8 protein-coding genes and 1 CRISPR repeat array (1 of these 9 only partly in view) are annotated in these 19,828 nt (G+C 38.1%); of the genes, 7 read left to right on the top strand and 1 reads right to left on the bottom strand.

Going from position 1 to position 19,828, the window contains the following annotated elements; translation table 11 throughout:
* Positions 1-50 precede the first annotated feature (50 nt).
* Positions 51-2,156 carry a bifunctional rhamnulose-1-phosphate aldolase/short-chain dehydrogenase gene (locus ZPR_RS07345; protein ID WP_013071027.1) on the bottom strand — a complete coding sequence of 702 codons (2,106 nt, stop codon included), beginning with the start codon at positions 2,154-2,156 and terminating at the stop codon, positions 51-53.
* Positions 2,157-2,303: 147 nt separating this feature from the next.
* Here ZPR_RS07345 and ZPR_RS07340 point away from each other — a divergent pair, with 147 nt between their 5' ends.
* The 7 genes from ZPR_RS07340 (at position 2,304) to ZPR_RS07310 (ending at position 17,520) form a co-directional block, all read left to right on the top strand.
* Positions 2,304-3,344 carry a GntR family transcriptional regulator gene (locus ZPR_RS07340; protein WP_013071026.1) on the top strand — a complete coding sequence of 347 codons (1,041 nt, stop codon included), beginning with the start codon at positions 2,304-2,306 and terminating at the stop codon, positions 3,342-3,344.
* Between the two features lie 145 nt (positions 3,345-3,489).
* Positions 3,490-6,600 carry a SusC/RagA family TonB-linked outer membrane protein gene (locus ZPR_RS07335; RefSeq protein ID WP_013071025.1) on the top strand — a complete coding sequence of 1,037 codons (3,111 nt, stop codon included), beginning with the start codon at positions 3,490-3,492 and terminating at the stop codon, positions 6,598-6,600.
* Between the two features lie 10 nt (positions 6,601-6,610).
* Complete coding sequence (locus ZPR_RS07330; RefSeq protein WP_013071024.1) at positions 6,611-8,326, top strand: RagB/SusD family nutrient uptake outer membrane protein; 1,716 nt, start codon at positions 6,611-6,613, stop codon at positions 8,324-8,326.
* 16 nt (positions 8,327-8,342) lie between these two features.
* The gene (locus tag ZPR_RS07325) at positions 8,343-9,200 is read left to right on the top strand and encodes an alpha/beta hydrolase (RefSeq protein ID WP_041579768.1); all 858 of its coding nucleotides are present in this window, start codon (positions 8,343-8,345) and stop codon (positions 9,198-9,200) included.
* A gap of 36 nt (positions 9,201-9,236) precedes the next feature.
* On the top strand, positions 9,237-10,922 hold the full coding sequence (locus ZPR_RS07320) for a hypothetical protein (protein ID WP_013071022.1): 1,686 nt from the start codon (positions 9,237-9,239) through the stop codon (positions 10,920-10,922).
* A 92-nt stretch (positions 10,923-11,014) separates the two neighbouring features.
* Positions 11,015-13,654: an alpha-L-rhamnosidase gene (locus ZPR_RS07315; protein ID WP_148211678.1), complete on the top strand. Its 2,640-nt coding sequence runs from the start codon at positions 11,015-11,017 to the stop codon at positions 13,652-13,654.
* 287 nt (positions 13,655-13,941) lie between these two features.
* The gene (locus ZPR_RS07310; RefSeq protein ID WP_049771430.1) at positions 13,942-17,520 is read left to right on the top strand and encodes a glycoside hydrolase family 2 TIM barrel-domain containing protein; all 3,579 of its coding nucleotides are present in this window, start codon (positions 13,942-13,944) and stop codon (positions 17,518-17,520) included.
* A 185-nt stretch (positions 17,521-17,705) separates the two neighbouring features.
* A CRISPR array of direct repeats spans positions 17,706-19,828; the repeat unit is 37 nt; it runs 3,472 nt beyond the window's last position.

Raw genomic sequence — 19,828 nt, 5'->3', positions numbered from 1 at the left:
CTAGAAACAGAATCTGGAGTTTCTGTTAATTAAAAACAATTCAATTAAAATTAGCGAACAAAAGCATTGGCCATACCACCGTCTACGTTAATGGTATTACCGGTGCTTTTTTGTAGCACGCTTACACAAGCAAAAACACCATCTGCAATATCCTCTGGTAGGATGATTTCGTTTAATAAATTGCGTTTTGCATAATGTGCAGGTAAGTCTTTAACCTGGATACCATAGGCTTTGGCACGGCCTTCTGCCCAGGCGCCTTCCCAGATTTTGCTGCCTACGATAACCCCATCTGGATTCACAGTATTGACACGTATTTTATCTTCGCCCAGTTCAGCAGCAAGCAAACGTGTCATATGTTGTTGGGCAGCTTTTGCAGTACCATAACCTACGTTGTTGGGGCCCGAAACGAGTCCGTTTTTACTGGCTATATTAACAATATCACCCCCCAAACCTTGTTTACGCATTACGGCAACACCTTTTTGGGACATCAGGAACTGTCCTTTCACGAGAACATTCTGTAACAGCTCCCAGTCTTTTTGAGTAGTATCCTCTAAGGGTTTAGAGATTGCAAGCCCCGCAGAGTGAATCACAATATCGACACCACCAAAGGCAAGACAAGCTTCTTTATAGGCTTTAGCAATAGCTGCTTCGCTGGTGACGTCACAGACAGCACCGGCAACCTGATCTTTTTTATAGGTCGAGACAGCTTCTTGTAAGGCTTCTTCGCTCATATCAGTAAGTACCACATTGGCGCCTTCGGCGACTAGTTTATCTGCAATCGCTTTACCAATACCACCGGCGGCTCCGGTTACAATCGCCACTTTACGGGAAAGCGGTTGTTCTTTAGGCATACGTTGCAGTTTTGCTTCTTCCAGTAACCAGTATTCAATATCAAAGGCTTCCTGACGGGGCAATGACGTATAGCTCGTAATGGCTTCTGCACCACGCATCACATTTATCGCATTAATGTAGAATTCACTGGCCACACGTGTAGTCTGCTTATTTTTAGCAAAGCTGAACATACCCACACCCGGATAAATGATGATCACGGGATTAGGGTCACGCATTGCCGGGCTGTTATCGTGCTTGCAATTTTCATAATATTCTTTATATTCTTGACGGTATTTCCCAAAAGAAGGTTCTAATTGCGCGAGTATGGCATCGGTATCGTCAAGATCTGCTCCTTTGTCAAGGCTCAAAATCAACGGCTTGATCTTTGTTCGCAAGAAATGGTCAGGACACGAAGTACCCATTGGCGCCAATCGGTTAAGATCATTACTATTGATAAACTGTAATACCGTATCACTATCGGTAAAATGACCGATCATACGATTTTCAGAAGATGCTAGTCCGCGTAGTAAAGGCATTAATTTTGCTGCTTGATCTTTACGTTGATCAGCTGGTAAGCTTTCAATTTTTTGACCGCCAAATACACTTCCGTTTTCCTTTACTTTCTTCTCGATATAAGACGAAGCCTTTTCAATAACCTCAAGACTATTGATATAGCAATCATAGGAGGTATCACCCCACGTAAATAAACCGTGGCTTCCTAGAACGATACCGCGTATTCCCGGGTTTTCATTAAGACATTTTTCTAACTGCAGGCCCAGATCAAAACCGGGACGCTGCCATGGCACCCAGCCCATGCTGTCTCCCCAGATCTCTTTAGTGATTTTCTGACTGTCTTCTGCAGCTGCTATTGCTATAAGTGCATCAGGATGCAAGTGGTCAATATGCTTAAAAGGTAAAAGTCCGTGAAGTGGAGTGTCAATAGAAGGTGCTTTAGAATCAAGGTCATAAATGCAGTGATTAAAAAGTCCTACCATACGATCTTCATCTTCAAGACCTCCATAAACATTTTTAAGGTTCCTTAAACGCTCTGTATATAAACCTGCAATACCTTGTCTGGTTAGGGTACCTATGTCTCCACCAGAACCTTTCACCCACATTACTTCCACATCTTCGTTTGTAAGGGGATCTTTTTCTATAGTTTTGCAGCTGGTATTACCGCCGCCATAATTTGTAATTCTTAAGTCTGCGCCAAGGATATTTGAGCGATACAGAAAAAGAGCTACCTGATCGTCTCCTAATTCTGCAGCCTTTTGTCTATCCCAAAGATAATCGACATATTTAAAATCTGTAGTTGAATTTTGCATTTTCTAGCTTGTGGAATTAATTGAGTTAAATTTAAGATTCTGAATTTCTCTGACCATCCTGTACTGTCCCGCCTGACTTATTACTTCTTTTGCCTATAGTTAAGAATATTGTGTATAAATTTATAGAGTTTTTAATAGATAAAGCAAATGCTAGATATATTTAAAGTAGATATAGATTCCCGGGTACCAAAATATCAACAGATAGTAGAGTCTGTAATCAATGGTATTACCAACGGATATTTATCTATAGATCAAAAAATTCCTTCAATAAATGAAATAAGTGAAGAGTTCTATTTATCGAGAGATACGGTAGAAAAGGCTTATAATATATTAAAGGATCAAAAAATTATTATTTCCGTAAAAGGTAAAGGATACTACATCGCCAAAACATTTTTACTGGATAAAAAGAACATTCTATTCCTTATCAATAAACCCAGTTCTTATAAGATTAGAATTTTTAACTCTTTTGTAAAAAAAATGGGAGCAGATGCCCATGTAGACCTAAGCATATATCATTGTGACATTCAGTTATTTATAAATATACTTAACAAACAGAAAGATTTATATGACTATTTTGTGATCATGCCCCATTTTAAATCTGAAGACCTGTACCATCTTAGCAGCAACGAGCAGGTTATTGCGGCAATAGATACGATCCCCAGAGAAAAACTGGTGATCCTGGACAATAATTTCCTGGAAATTACAGGAAGCCTTCGCGAGGTTTATCAAGATTTTGAAAATGACATCTTTGATGCACTGGTTTCTGGCAGGGGTCGCCTTAAGAAATATAAAAAGATCATACTGGTATATCCTATGAAGGCCATATATCCTTACCCTAAAAGAATATTGAGGGGCTTTAAAAAATTTTGTGTGCACTATGGTTTTGATTTTGAAGTTCTTGACGAGATTTATCCCGGCATGGAACTAATACCCATGGATGCCTATATAACTATTGAGGAAAACGACCTTGTAAGTCTCGTGAAACAAATACGGGAAACCGGTTTTGTGATGGGTAAAAGCATAGGCGTAATTTCATACAACGATACTCCTTTAAAAGAACTCCTGGGAATTACCGTGATCTCTACTGATTTTAAGAAAATGGGCGAGAAAGCAGCAAGTATGCTTCTTGAAAACACTTTTGAAAAGACTAAAAACCCTTTTAATATACTTTACAGAAGTTCCTTGTAACATCTTTATTTAATTTTTCAGACCTGTACAGGAAAGCACAGGATGCCATTCCAAGATTCGCTTCTTAATATTGTGTGAAAATCCCATAATAATTTACTAAAACGTTTTATGGGGATATCCAATATTATCATAATCAAGCAATTCTATGAAAAATTTTGTCTTTCTATTTATTTCAATTTTCTTTTCATGTCAAATCTATGCACAAAGCGATCCTGTAACAGGTACGGTAAAGGATATAAACAATACTCCTTTAATAGGGGTGAATGTTATAGAAAAAGGAACGAGTAACGGTACTACCACAGATTTTGATGGTAATTTTTCCATTACACTTACTACAGATAATCCAATATTAGAATTTTCTTTCTTAGGGTTTATTTCCCAGAATAAGGAAGTTAATGCCGGGCAAACTTTAAATATCGTTCTAGAAGACGATATATCTAAACTTAATGAGGTTGTGGTTGTAGGTTACGGACAAAAGGAAAAAGGGGCTGTGACAGGAGCTATTTCCTCTGTGGAAAAAGAAGCCTTTGAAAAGAGACCTGTTGCCAATACATTTGAAGCACTTCAAGGAACCCTTCCTGGGGTGACTATTACCCGTGCAAGTGGGCAGCCGGGTAATCAAGGTTACTCGCTTCAAATAAGAGGTTATTCCTCTATCAATGGAAATGCTCCATTGGTTTTGATCGATGGGATTCCAGGAGATCTGAGCATTTTAAACCCTAATGATATTGAAAAAGTAACCGTATTAAAAGATGCTGCTGCTGCAATTTATGGAGCAAGAGCCGCTGATGGGGTAATTTTAGTCACCACAAAAAAAGGGAATAAAGGGAAACCAAAAATAAATTATTCTGCAAATTTCGGAATTAAGCAACCCGCCTATTTAAGAAAAATCATGGATACCTATCAATTTGCTACGTTCTTGGATGAAGGTCTTAGAAATGTGGGAATTGAGGGCTTTTCAGATGAAGTTTTTGAAAAAATTCTTCAAAATGCACCACCAGATCTTGATCAAGGTTGGAATTATGGAGTAACAGGCTATCCTGGCTTTTATGGTACAACAGATTGGAACGATGAAATCTATAAAGAAGCTTTACAGCAAAATCACAACATTAGTATTACTGGAGGTGGTGACTATAGCAATTATTTGGTCTCTTTAGGATACACTAAAGACGAGGGTACAATACGCTATGGAGAAAATAATTCTAATCGATATAACCTAAGATTGAATTATGACTTAAAACTCCTTGATAATCTTAATTTACAAACACGGACTAATTTTGAAAATCAAGTTACCATTACTCCGTCAATGATTGGAAATGCATTAACTAATGTGACAAGACAGTTTCCTTATCAACCTGTTTTTAATCAGGAAGGGCAATTTTACGGCTATCAGGGTTATGAGAATCCCGCACAATCCTTAGCAGAAGGAGGCGAACGGAAAACAAATTATTCCCGCTTTACAACCAACTTTAAATTAGATTATGAAGTGTTAGAAGGACTTGTTTTAACGGGGCAGGCTGCTATTGAAATGGGATTCTACGCCGACAATTCAAACACCAGAACTTTTACAAGATATAATTATACCGGTGGTGTACAGGATATTCGAAACACACCTAATTCTGCTTATTATACCAACCAAAGAACTTTAAAGAAGTTGTACCAGGCATATCTAAACTATGATAAGACGCTTTGGGAAGGAAATAAGATTTCGGTTACACTTGGTGCTTCTCTGGAGCAAAATAAAGGGGAAGGCCAAACCACAAACGGATACAATTTTTTAAGTAACGATATATTTACTTTAAATCTTGCTGATAGAACCGATGCAGCTTTTGCAAATTTTACCGGATATAAAAATCAACAAGCACTAAGCTCCTATTTCGGAAGAGCGAGTTACTCCTATAAGGATAAGCTTATTTTAGATGTTACAGCTCGTGCAGATGGTAGTTCTAAGTTTGCTCCAGACAAAAGGTATAGTGAACTCTTCCCTTCTGTTGCTATTGCCTATAATCTACATAAAGAGAAATTTATACAGGATTTAGAATTCTTTGATCAACTTAAACTAAGAGGTTCCTGGGGCAAGACCGGAAATCAGGAAATTGGAGCCTTGGGACTGTACGATTATATCCCTTTGATATCGATTGGAGGCAATTATCCACTGGGATCTCCCAATACAGGAGTTACCGGCGCAAGGGCCAATACAACATCCAGTGACAGAACCTGGGAAACGATAATCAATAAAAACGTAGGGGTTGATGTAACTATGCTTGACAGAAGATTGTCATTTTCCTTTGATTATTTCAATAAAACTAACGACAACATGTTAGTTAACATTACAGTACCTGCTACCTACGGCGGCACTCCTCCATCTGCCAATTTGGGGAAATTAGTCACTAAAGGTTTTGATGCTTCGGTAAACTGGAGTGATAAAATTGGAGCACTAAATTATGACGTTTCACTTCAGCTAAGTGATAGTAAAAACAAATTAGTTGAACTAAGAAACAGCGATAGTTATGGAGAGGGCCTTAATTTTGTAAGAGAAGGATATTCTATATACTCTTATTTTGGATATGTATATGAAGGTATCATACAAAACCAGGAACAGTTAGATCAATATAAGCAATTAGAAAACATACCTTCTAACATTGGAATAGGAGATGCTATGTATAAAGATGTTGATGGTGATGGTAGCCTTACTGCTTTTGGCGATCAGACCAAAGGGCTATCTGGTGACATGGTTTATCTAGGAAATTTAATTCCCCGCTACACCTTTTCTTCAACCATAAACTTAACCTATAAAAACTTTTTCTCGAAAGTATTTATGCAGGGTGTGGGAAAACGTGATATTCAATATACCGGTGCAGTAAGCACCCCAAACACATTTTTCTGGCCATCTCTTGAATACTACTACGGAAAAACATGGAGTCCTGAGCGACCTAATGCAGAATACCCCAGGTATATTCCCGGAAGTGTGGGACAAGATGGTTTGAGAAATTATAACTACAGAACTTCAAATCTTACCATGCATAATGCAGCTTATTTAAGATTTAAGGTTATTACCTTAGGGTATAACCTTCCAAAAGAGATTTGCAACACTTTACAAGTAAATAACGTGAGCATCTATCTTAGTGGTCAGGATCTCTTTACTATTTCAAAAGGTACTTTAGGTGGCAATTTTGATCCTGAAGATGGATTCCGAAATGAAGGCACCTATCCATTTAATAAAATTTATTCCTTAGGTCTTAATGTTAACTTTTAAAAATTGCATCATGAAATATACACTTCAAAATAAATTGATTTTTATAAAACTTAAAAAGTTATTTAAACCTTCTTTATTAGGAATTTTATTTACCAGCCTATTGTTTACGGGATGTTCAGAGGAACTGGATCTTATTGCGGAAGATAATGTTACCGATGCCACATTTTGGCAGACCCCTCAGGATTTTAAACTGGCTGCCAACAACCTTTATAATGGCCTGGACAGACATGGTTTTGATGATACAGAATCTGATATCGCCTTTAATTTTCCTAACTCGGTAAGTAATGGAAACTACCAGCTTTCTGAAACTAATGGACAATGGAATTCAAGTTATACTTATATCAGAGACATCAATACAATCCTGGAAAAAAGCGAGGATAAAGAAGATGCTGAAATTTTAAGATATGTTGCAGAGGCAAGATTTTTTAGAGCATGGTATTACTGGAAGTTGTTACGCCTTTTTGGTGGAGTACCCATTATAACACAATCACTTGGAGCGCAAGATCCTGATCTGTATACATCACGAAGTTCAAGAACCGAGACCGTAGATTTTATTCTTCAGGATCTTGATGATGCTGTCGCAGATCTTCCGCTTAAAAGTGAACTTGATGGTTCTGACGTTGGAAGGATTACTAAAGGAACTGCACTTTCTTTATCTGCCCGTGTAGCCTTGTTTGAAGGCACCTGGCAAAAATACAGGAATGGTAATGCTAATGTTTATTTAGACAAAGCTATTTCTTCTTCAAATCAGGTAATCAACAGTAATCAGTATGCCCTCTATACAGGTAAAGATGAGGAGAGTTACAGGTACTTATTTTTACAAAATGGAGATGATTCTCAAGAAACCATCTTAGATAGAAGGTACGAAAGGAATATTTTAGGGCATGATATGCCTTACCAGTACGATGGTACGGGGTATAATCCCACTAGAAAATTAGCAGATCTCTATCTTGATGAGAATGGTATTCCTATAGGTAATTCTCAATCTGTTTTTCAAGGATATGATACTTTTGAATCTGAATTTCAAAATAGAGATCCCAGAATGACCATGACGATGATCATTCCAGGACAGGAAACCGTGCGGGTATTTTTTCCTAATGACCCCATAGCTAACTGGCCAGATTTCCCGCAGCGTAACGCCAATACAGGATATATCCTTTACAAATACATGTCTGAAGATCCTATAGCAAATAATTCTGGACAAATGGGTGATGCCAGTTTATTTGATTACGACAGGCACCTTATTCGATATGCCGAGGTTCTTTTAATTTATGCCGAGGCTACCTTTGAAAAAAATGGCGCTATATCTGATGACGATCTTGACCGTACGATAAACCTTTTAAGAGATCGCGTAAACATGCCTCATCTAACAAATACTTTTGTGGGAACCTATAATCTGGACATGCTTGAAGAGATTAGGCGGGAAAGAACCATAGAACTGGCTCTTGAAGGCTTTAGATATGATGATCTCCGCAGGTGGAAAATTGCAGAAACAGAGTTAAGCGCTGATATTAAAGGAATTAAAATTGAGGGTACAGAATGGGCCACAAGAGAACCCTATAGTTTACCTTCATTCCAAAGCCGTGTCGACGAAAATGGATTTTTAATTGTAGAAACGAGTCGGGTATTTGACCCTCAGAAACATTATCTTCAACCTTTACCTACTCGTGAAATAGCACTATACAATGAGAATGGTGCTGAGCTTACACAAAATCCGGGATGGTAAAATTCAAAAATTCATAATGAAAAAACTATTTTTATTATTTATATATCTTGGGTGTTATATTGGCTATAGCCAAAAGACTATAGAACTCTATCCTACCGGTCAGATTCTTTTTGCCAAAACAGATACAGAAATACCACAACTTACGGTCTTTGAACCCAAAGAGAAAAAGTCTGACGTAGTGGTAATTGTCTGTTCGGGGGGTTCTTATGGAGGGAGAGCAAATGATGTAGAAGGTCTACCGGCGTGCAAAATGCTTAACGATAATGGCATTACTGCATTTTTGCTTGATTATAGAGTGCCAAATTCATCAAAAATGGAAAATAAAAAATTCGTTCCGTTAACCGATGTACAAAAGGCCATACAGTATGTTAGAGCACATGCTGAAGACTATGATGTAAATCCAGACAAATTAGGGATTATGGGATTTTCTGCAGGTGGACACCTCGTAACAACGGCAGGTACACATTTTGATACGACAAAGCTTCCAGGCGCCCAAAAAACAAACCTAAGACCAGACTTTGTCGTTGCTGTATATCCTGTGGTAAGTTTTAGTGATGAGCTTACCCACCGGGATTCCAGGAATAATCTTATAGGACCGGAAATTGCAGATGAAGACATCATACTTTTCTCAAATGAAAAACAAGTGACAGATAATACCCCTGCAATGTACCTGGTTTCAGCAATTGACGATGATGTGGTGAAGGTGGAGAATAGCCTGCAACTCGAAGCGGCCTTAAGAGAACATGAAATTCCTGTAGAAATCTATTTATATGCTAAGGGCGGCCATGGTTTTGGCGTGAATAATAAAACAGCACAAAAACAGTGGACCAAACCATGTATTAAATGGATTTTGGATGAAAAATGGAATAAATAGTCGTATAAAAACGTAAAAGCTAAATCATTAAATACAATGCATAACTACTTAAAATTAACCGTTTGTTTTCTTACACTCTTTTGTGTCATTGCGTGTAAAACCAAACAAGAAGAACCCAATTCTAAAACCGTTTTAAATAAAGAGGCCGATAAGCCAAAGATTGTAAACATTATAAACTTTATACGCGATATCGAGCCTCGTGATGAAGCTATAACAAAAGAGGTTCTTTTTGAAACTACAAAATCTCAAGTCGAAATCATGCGTGAATATGATTTAGGAGGTACCTTCTTATTGCAATATGATGCCTTGATGGATGAACGATATCAAGAACTTTTAAAAGGTTTACCTGTAGACTCATTTGAGATTGGAGCATGGTGGGAAATCCCACAGCCCCTGGTTGAAAAAGCAGGGCTGGAATGGCGAGGACGTTTCCCATGGGATTGGCATCCCGATGTAGGCTTCTCTACGGGCTACACTCCAAAAGAAAGAGAGCAACTGGTTGATGTTTACATGGAAGATTTTAAAAAGATTTTTGGGTATTACCCAAAATCTGTAGCCTCATGGTTTATCGATGCACATACGCTGAATTATATGTATGAGAAGTATGACATTATAGCTTCTGCAAACTGTAAGGATCAATACGGTACAGATGGGTACACCCTTTGGGGCGGATATTGGAATCAGGCCTATTATCCCAGTAAACTTAATTCGTATATGCCCGCTCAAAATGCCGAAAATCAAATTCCCGTTCCCGTTTTTAGGATGCTGGGCAGTGATCCTATCTACCAGTATGACACAGGACTGGAGCACGACAGACAAGGAGTTATCTCTATGGAGCCTGTATATCCAAGATCAGGAGGAAGTGAACAATGGGTAGACTGGTACATGAAAAATTTTGTGGAAGGTGAGCCTATGCAGTATGCTTATGTTCAGGTAGGACAGGAAAATTCCTTTATTTGGAAAGATGTAAAGCAAGGTTTTGAATACCAGATGCCGTTATTTGCAAAATTAAGGGATCAAGGAAAAATCAAGGTTGAAACGCTTGCCGAAACAGGGGCCTGGTTTAAAGAAAACTTTAAAGTCACACCAGCGACTTCCGTCACCGTAAATACAGATTACGAGAATGGAAATAAAAAAACTGTTTGGTTTAACAGTAAAAACTACCGTGTTAACCTACTTTGGGAGGACAATACACTACGATTTAGGGATATCCATTTGTTTGATGAAAGCATTCAGTCAAGTTATCTGGAAGACAAATTAGAATCTAATCAGGCATTATTCTTTACACAGCCGTTTGTTGATGGTTACTTATGGAGTACCGCTCAAAAATTAGCCGGACTTCGATTTAAACAGGAAAAAAATAGCAAGATAATCTCGTTAAAAGGAGAAGATCCAATTATTACAAATCCAAAAGAAGGTAGACTGGAAATCGTATGGCCTCTTCAAGATGACAACGGAACTATCAAAATGGAAATTGATGAAGATAAAACGCAGATTACACATGAGGGAGGAAAATCTCTAGATTGGTTCTTAGAGTTGACTGTTGCCAAAACCGATGATCTTCCATTTCAAAGTATTGAAGATCATAAAATAGAATCCTTATATCAGGGAAAGACCTATACTGTTTCCGCTTTAAAAGGAAAATTTTCAAAGCCTGTAGCTGATGAAGTATTTAGAATCTATCCCGAGGATAACGTTATAAAACTAAATTTCAAACAATAAATAAACTCATCCTTTTTTGCTGTTTAAATAGAACTGAACATTCTATCATTTTTAGGAGTTGTATCTTCTAAACCTAATTTCAATATAAAACAATGCCGAAAATATATAAGTTATTCGTTGCTTTAATAATTGCCTTTCTACCCTTAACATCTTTTTGTAATAAACAGCCTTTGGTTTCATTACAGTGTGAATACTTATCCAATCCTTTAGGGATAGATGTAGAACATCCAAGGCTTATGTGGCATATGAATTCCAAAAAGCCACAGCAGCAACAAGCCTATAGAATCATAGTCGCTAATTCAATTGAAAAATTAAATACAGATTCAGCACTGGTTTGGGATTCTGGAAAGATAAAGGCTGATGATCAAATTGTATACTATGAGGGTGCACCATTAATGGCTCATAAGCGCTATTATTGGAAAGTAGAAATCTGGACAGCTGGAAAAAAGATAGTTTCAAAACCTACCTGGTTTGAAACAGCAAAAATAGCTTCCTCAGACTGGAAGGCTTCCTGGATAACAGATACCCACGATAAGGAATTTGAGCCTTCTCCTCGTTTTCGAAAAGTCTTCAATGCCCAAAAACCCATTGCAGAAGCACGTTGTTATATAAGTGGACTGGGGTATTACCAACTTTACCTGAATGGTAAAACTATAGGTGAAAGCTCATTAAACCCCGGGTTTACTGATTACAGTAAAAGAGTTTTATACAATACGTATGATGTTACGGAAGCACTTCAAAAGGGAACTAATTGTATAGGTGTTCAACTAGGTAATGGTTGGTTTAATGAACAAACGCCCACGGTTTGGTATTTTCATTTAGCTCCCTGGAGGGCACGCCCACAGTTGCTTTGCGAAGTATTGATAACCTATACCGATGGTGAACAGGAAATAATAAAGAGTGATACTTCCTGGCAAACCAATACCGGGCCGGTACGCTTTGATAATATTCATGTGGGTACCACCTATGATGCCCGCTTAGAACAGCCAGGATGGAATACCGTAAATTTTAAGGAGTCATGGAAAGCATCAACCTTAGCAAATGCTCCTGCTCATTTAATAGAAAGTCAAAAAATGCCGCTTATTGCTGAAACAGATAGGTATTCCCCAGTTTCGGTAACCAAAATTAATGATACGTGTTATGTATATGATATGGGGATGAATACAGCAGGCATTACAGAAGTTAGAATTAAAGGTCAAAAAGGAACCCGCGTGATGGTACGTCACGCAGAGATGCTGGATTCGGTTGGAAATATCGACCAACGAAATATCAATATGCATTTAAGACCCCGCAATGAACGTGAAATTATACAGTCAGACGTGTATATCCTAAAGGGAGCAGGAGAAGAAGTCTTTAAGCCTGCATTCACCTATCATGGTTTTCAGTATGTAGAAATTACAAGCGATCATCCTATCGCTCAGGAGGATATTCATTTACAAGGCATAAAGATGCATAGCGATGTAGACGAAATAGGCTCCTTTACGTCATCTAGCGAATTGCTGAATAAAATACTCGCTATTTGTAAAAATTCGTATTTAAGCAACCTCTATAGCTTACCTACAGATTGTCCTACCCGTGAAAAAAATGGATGGATGGCCGACGGCTTTATGGTTCAGGAAGCCGGTATGCTCAATTATAACTCTAATACTATTTATGCAAAATGGGTAAAGGATATGGTCGATGCTCAACAAGAGAACGGTAATATGCCCGGTATCGTTCCTACTTCACACGAGTGGAATTCTGACTGGGCAGGACCTATTTGGGATGCCGCCATTTTTATAGTTCCCATGAATCTTTATGATTACTATGAGGATAAAGAGAGTATTAAGAATATTTATGCAACTGCAGAGAGGTATCTCAATTATTTGGAAACGGAAGAAAATGAAAAAGGATTGCTAAGCTCCGGACTGGGAGACTGGCTTTTTTATAAAGCTGAAACCTCTACCGAATTTATGGTTACCGCGTATTATTATTGGGATAATATTCTAATGGCAAGAATGGCTCATATTTTAGATAAGAATGCTGATGAAGCAAAATATCTAAAAAAAGCAGAAGAGTTAAAACAAATCATCAATAAGGAGTTTTTTGATGAAGGTAAAATTGCATACGCAAATGAAACCCAACTGTCTTATGCTTTGCCGCTTTATATGAATTTAGTACCCGAGAAATACGAAAATCAGTTAGCTCAGAATCTAAACAATAAGATAAAAGATAATGACTACTATCTTGATTATGGGTTTATAGGCAGTCTTATAGTTCCCGAAGTATTATCAAATTATGGTTATGCCGAGACGGTATTTAAAATGGTGACACAGGAAAAAATGCCTTCCTGGGGAAATTGGGTACTTGAAGAAGGGGCCACAAGCTTATTTGAAACCTGGGATATTAATCGCAATATAGGTGATGCCTCACGCAATCATCCGTCAATGGGAGCCATCGCAGCATGGATGTATAAAACTTTAGCCGGAATTAACAAAGCGGAAAAGACTCCTGCTTTTAAAGATATACGTATTCAACCGGCATTCATTCCCCAGTTAGATTTTGTTAAAGCCAGTTACGAATCACAATATGGACGCATCACCTCAGAATGGAAACGGACGGGTAAAAAAATCAAGTTTAAAGTTAGCATTCCTGCAGGTTGTAGCTCTACAATTGTGTTACCTCAGGAAACAAAAATAGTAAATGGAGGATCGTATACGTTTAGATTAAATGCGGTTGATCTGGAATACTAGGAAAGTATAGTCTATAAAGTACGTGGACGCGAAACAAAATTTAGACATTTAGTTGTGCTACCAGCTCTTGGGGACTAACATATACCTATTTCAAATAGTTTAAGGCTAAGGTTTCCCTTGCAAAATTTTAAAAGTCGGTGTCAAATTTGGGTAGTCATTAAAAGTTGAGTTTTATGAATGCTTAAATTCACGGCTGCTCGAAGATTAGCCCGCAAAATGCAAATTGAAATTTTTACCGTTTAAGCATATATCGAAGAAAGTTAAACCACTAAAAAAAATTAAATAGTATGTTCCTAATATCATCTCTAGACAAAAAACTGCTTATACTATGTGGTTTAGCATTGATTTTCAAAAGTTACTCGCAACAATTAAGTAACGATCTGATTTATACTCTTAAAAATGAAGATGGAAAAGCGATGGGCAACAATGCTATTTCAAGCAACAATGCTCCTCTTTATTTATCAAATGCAAATGCCCCAAATCAAAATCAAGCCTGGCAAATAACTAAAAATGCAAACGGCACCTATACCTTTATAAATCCGTTTACCGGTAAAGGTTTGGACAATGGCAATATAGCAGATGGCCCAGGTAACAATGTCATACAATGGGATGGCGATCCCAATAATCGCAACCAGCAATGGAATTTAATACGGCAAAAAAAGAATTATTATTACCTACAACATGCTGTAAGTAACATGTATCTTGCCCAATCACCCAATGGGGGTTCAAATGCTGCCCTTATGCAACTCCCTGGCGTTAAACAAGTCTGGAAAATAGAACCTACCAAACTTAAACTACCGCCTACACGAGGAGAAAACGAATGGGAGAATGAAACTATTTTCGCAATCAATAAAGAACCAGGACACGCGACCTATATCCCCTACCCGAGCGAACAAAGCGCCCGCAGTGATGAAGCCTTCAACAAACCCTGGTTAGAATCAAAGTCAGACTTCTACCAAAGCTTAAATGGCAACTGGAAGTTTAAATGGGTGAAACAACCCTCAGAGCGACCTTTAAACTTTCAAAAACAAAATGCAGATCTTAGCGCCTGGGATGAGATTAAAGTCCCCTCCTGCTGGCAAATGAGCGGATACGGCACCCCCATATACACCAACATTACTTACCCCTTTAAAAACCAGCCTCCTTTTATAAAAGCTCAGGAGGGGTATACAAATGAGAAAGAACCCAACCCCGTAGGTTCTTACAAAAGGACTTTTGACCTTCCTGAATCCTGGACCAATAAAGAAATCTTTATACATTTTGATGGAGTCTATAGCGGATTTTTTATTTGGATCAATGGAAAAAAAGTAGGCTACAGTCAGGGAGCAAACAATGTTTCAGAATTTAATATCACTCCTTATCTAAAAAAAGGAACTAATGACGTTTCGGTACAGGTATTTAGATGGACAGACGGCAGCTATCTGGAAGATCAGGATATGTTTCGCCTTAGCGGTATTCATAAAGATGTATACCTGTTTGCTACACCTAAAACTTACATACGGGATTTTAAAACCACAACTCATTTTGATAACGAGCAACTTACCAATGCCCGAGTTGATATCCTTACCAAAATAATAAATGCTACAAAAAAAGATATTGACAACTACACTCTTGAAGCTAAAATTCTGGATCCTGGAGGTAATGAAATTGCAACAGAAACCCAACTGCTAGAGAGCACCAAAGAAAATTCAGAAGTAGCAGTAGCGCTTCAAATACATATACGAAATCCAAAACTTTGGTCTGCAGAGCAACCTCACTTGTATAGCATCTTATTAAACCTGAAGGACGACAAAGGACAAACACTTGAAGTCATTCCGTCTAAACTAGGTATACGCAAAGTTGAAATAAAAGAAAACAGGGTTTTTATAAATAATGAACAGGTATTTTTTAAAGGTGTAAACCGCCATGAAACCCACCCCGAATATGGCAGAACTGTCCCGCTGGAAACCATTATACAGGATGTTGTTTTAATGAAACAACACAACATCAACACCATTCGTACCAGCCACTACCCCAATCAACCCAGAACATACGCCCTTTTTGATTATTATGGCTTGTACACCATGGATGAAGCCGATATTGAAAATCATGGCAACTACGCTATTAGCGATAAAAAATCCTGGCTACCGGCATACCAAGATCGGGTTACACGCATGATAGCGCGTGATAAAAATCATCCTTCGGTGATTTTCTGGTCTATGGGAAATGAAGGCGGAGGTGGTAAAAACTTTGACTCCATTGCTAACCTCACCAGAAAATTAGACGCTTCCAGACCGGTTCATTATGAAGGGCATAATTCTTCAGCAGATATAGACTCCAACATGTATCCCAGCCTGGAATACATGGAAGAAATGGATAAGAGCAAACAGGATAAGCCTTACTTTTTGTGTGAATATGCACACGCCATGGGCAATGCTGTTGGTAACCTCTACGAATATTGGGACTATATTGAAAATAAATCAAACCGTATGATAGGCGGCTGTATCTGGGACTGGGTAGACCAGGGAATCAATAAACCCGGTGGGCCTAAAGATGCGTACTATTATGGAGGTGATTTTGGTGATACCCCAAATGATAATGACTTTTGTGATAATGGCCTTATAAAACCAGACCGAAGCACTACAGCTAAATTAAAAGAAGTAAAAAAAGTATACCAATACATTAAGTTTAAACCTATTGATCTTAAAAAAGGACATGTTGAAATCACCAACAGGTATGACTTTACCAATCTTGACGAATTCCGCATTAGATGGGAGCTTATCGCAGACGGAATAGTAACGGAGCAAGGTGATTTACCCTCCCTTTCTTTGGCTCCAAATCAATCTACCTCACTAACTGTTCCGTTTACATCTGAATTGGGTTCTGATAAAGAATACTTCATCAATCTCTATGTTGCGTTGAACGAAAATGCAAGTTGGGCTCAAAAAGGACATGAGGTTGCAAAAGAACAGTTTCAGGTGAACGAGCGCAAAATATCAGCGTTAAATTCGAGTACAGCTGCAAGGCTAAGCACCTCTAAGCATCAAGATGATCTAATTGTGAGTGGGGATTCCTTTACACTAAAAATAAATACCAAAACAGGAATCCTTAAGTCTTTAAAATATGCCTCTAAAGAACTTATTCATGCGGAAGAAGGACTGAAATTAAACTGGTATCGAAGTATTAATAACGACCAGTATGCAGATTCCAAATTCTATCCCACCCAAAATGAATTGAAGTCTTTTGAATACGCGCTAAGTCCAGACGCTACCAGCCTAACTATTACTAGTAATATGATCGCTCATATTTCTAATGAAGACAAGACCGCAATACCCTACACCGTTTCCTATATTATTTTAAGTGACGGAAAATTAAAAATCGAAGCCCGATTTGTTAGTCCGCCAAAAGATCAGGTAGTCCATCGGTTAGGCCTTAAAATGCAGGTAAATCCAGAGTTTGATAAGGTTGACTGGTATGGCCGCGGACCTTTTGAAAATTATTCAGATCGTAAAACCGGGGCTTTTGTAGGTACGTACCAAAGCAATATCAGCGAGCTATCGCCAGAAGGGTATCTAAAACCACAGAGCATGGGCAATCGGGAAGATATACGCTGGCTGAGTCTTAAAAATGCTCAAGGTAACGGGTTTAAAATTACGACAGATGATCCGTTATCGTTTAGTGCGCTTAATTACGAAGATGCAGAGCTCTGGAAAACCAAACACAACTCAGAGCTTCCGCAAATTTTTAAAACACAAACCTTTTTAAACCTCGATCGTATTCAGGAAGGAGTAGGTAATGCCAGTTGTGGACCTAAAACATTAGAAAAATACCGAATTAAACCCGACACAGCATATAACTATTCACTTATACTAGAACCACTGGAGTAATCCTAACAGTAATATTGCTTGATGACTAAAGGTATAACTACTGTTCCGAAAATGAATATTAAATGAGGTTATTAGTCATTACTTTTGTTTTGGTTAAACCTTCCTTCGAAAGGAAAATTCCAATAGTTTTCAATGAAAAGCTTAGGAAGCTCAGAATGAACTAAATAAAAAGTTTTTATTATTTTACTTCAATCCTAGTTGTTTGATGGAGTGGTCTGGAAGAGTAATTATTCCCACCCAACCCCCAAAGGGGGAACTTGTTTCAATCCTTGTTTTTCAATGGAATGGTCTGGAAGTGCCAAAAGCCTGGTAATTTTCAAAGGCTTTATCATGTTTCAATCCTAGTTGTTTGGTGGAATGGTCTGGAAGAGAAAATAACCGCAGTAGATACCCAATTTTGAAATGTTTCAATCCTAGTTTTTCAATGGAATGGTCTGGAAGTCGACCAAGTCTGAGAATACACGACCGTTTTTGTTAGTTTCAATCCTAGTTTTTCAATGGAATGGTCTGGAAGAGTAATTATTCCCCCTAACCCCCAAAGGGGGAACTTGTTTCAATCCTTGTTTTTCAATGGAATGGTCTGGAACAATCACGTTTTGAATTTTCACATTCGATACTTCTGTGTTTCAATCCTAGTTTTTCAATGGAATGGTCTGGAACCGCCTCCCGGGGCATCGGGATTATAAGCCCAGCCCTGTTTCAATCCTAGTTTTTCAATGGAATGGTCTGGAACAATCACTTAACCCAATAACCAAACCTGGTTGCACCCGTTTCAATCCTAGTTTTTCAATGGAATGGTCTGGAACGCCCCTAATCAAATCGCTGTTAAGCTAGGCATCAAGTTTCAATCCTAGTTTTTCAATGGAATGGTCTGGAAGTGGAAGAAATGGCGGAATTTACATTAGTAACTCCTGTTTCAATCCTAGTTGTTTGATGGAATGGTCTGGAACATTTAATAATTATAATGATTGTGAGAATGACAAAAGGTTTCAATCCTAGTTTTTCAATGGAATGCTCTGGAAGGAAACCGGGCGGAGCACCTCCCGAAATCGTTACGCAGTTTCAATCCTAGTTTTTCAATGGAATGGTCTGGAAGTTATCGAATTTTGATTTTACTGAAGAAATAATTTCAAGTTTCAATCCTAGTTTTTCGATGGAATGCTCTGGAAGTTAAGTTCCTCTTTGATGTAGGTTTTAGGATTTCCATGTTTCAATCCTAGTTTTTCAATGGAATGCTCTGGAAGCAAAACTAACTGAATACAAAAATAATTACGATATCAGTTTCAATCCTAGTTGTTTGATGGAATGTTCTGGAAGAATGGATATCCATATCCATCATACATCATTGCTTTAGTTTCAATCCTAGTTGTTTGATGGAATGTTCTGGAAGATATCAACCAGGCCCGTTTTTTTATCTATCTCTGTGTTTCAATCCTAGTTGTTTGATGGAATGTTCTGGAAGTAATTTTATCAATCTAAAAGGCACGTTGGTAGATCGGTTTCAATCCTAGTTGTTTGATGGAATGTTCTGGAAGACTTCAACGCTGATGGCTTGAATATACAGTTTAACCTGTTTCAATCCTAGTTGTTTGATGGAATGTTCTGGAAGTAATTTTATCAATCTAAAAGGCACGTTGGTAGATCGGTTTCAATCCTAGTTGTTTGATGGAATGTTCTGGAAGCTAATCTGTAGGAATCCCCGAAAAGGGTAACGCCAAGTTTCAATCCTAGTTGTTTGATGGAATGTTCTGGAAGTGAAAGTATCTGATATTTTCTTTCGGAATAATCTCCGTTTCAATCCTAGTTGTTTGATGGAATGGTCTGGAACCTGTAGGGCTTTTTTAAATAGAGTTCTTTGAGTGAGTTTCAATCCTAGTTTTTCAATGGAATGGTCTGGAACTCTCTTCCGGCTTTCGCTGTTCTCTCTATCTCTTCCGGTTTCAATCCTAGTTTTTCAATGGAATGGTCTGGAACTAGACTTCTTAATTCTCTTAAGCTCTTCCCTACCTAGTTTCAATCCTAGTTTTTCAATGGAATGCTCTGGAAGTCTTTTTGTTGAAGATGCCGGGAACCAGTGGCAAAAGTTTCAATCCTAGTTTTTCAATGGAATGCTCTGGAAGTCCTTCATCTTGTGTATCTTCAGAAGCAGTTGCTTCGTTTCAATCCTAGTTTTTCAATGGAATGGTCTGGAAGAACTAAGGCAGCCTTAGAAAAATGGCATCCGGATTCGTTTCAATCCTAGTTTTTCGATGGAATGCTCTGGAAGCACAGTTTAGCAAAGAGAATCAGCAAGGCTGGGGCGATTTCA

It is taken from the genome of Zunongwangia profunda SM-A87, from assembly GCF_000023465.1.
Classification (GTDB): domain Bacteria; phylum Bacteroidota; class Bacteroidia; order Flavobacteriales; family Flavobacteriaceae; genus Zunongwangia; species Zunongwangia profunda.
Note: the sequence above shows the minus strand (reverse complement) of the source record. Positions and strands in the feature narration are given on the sequence as shown.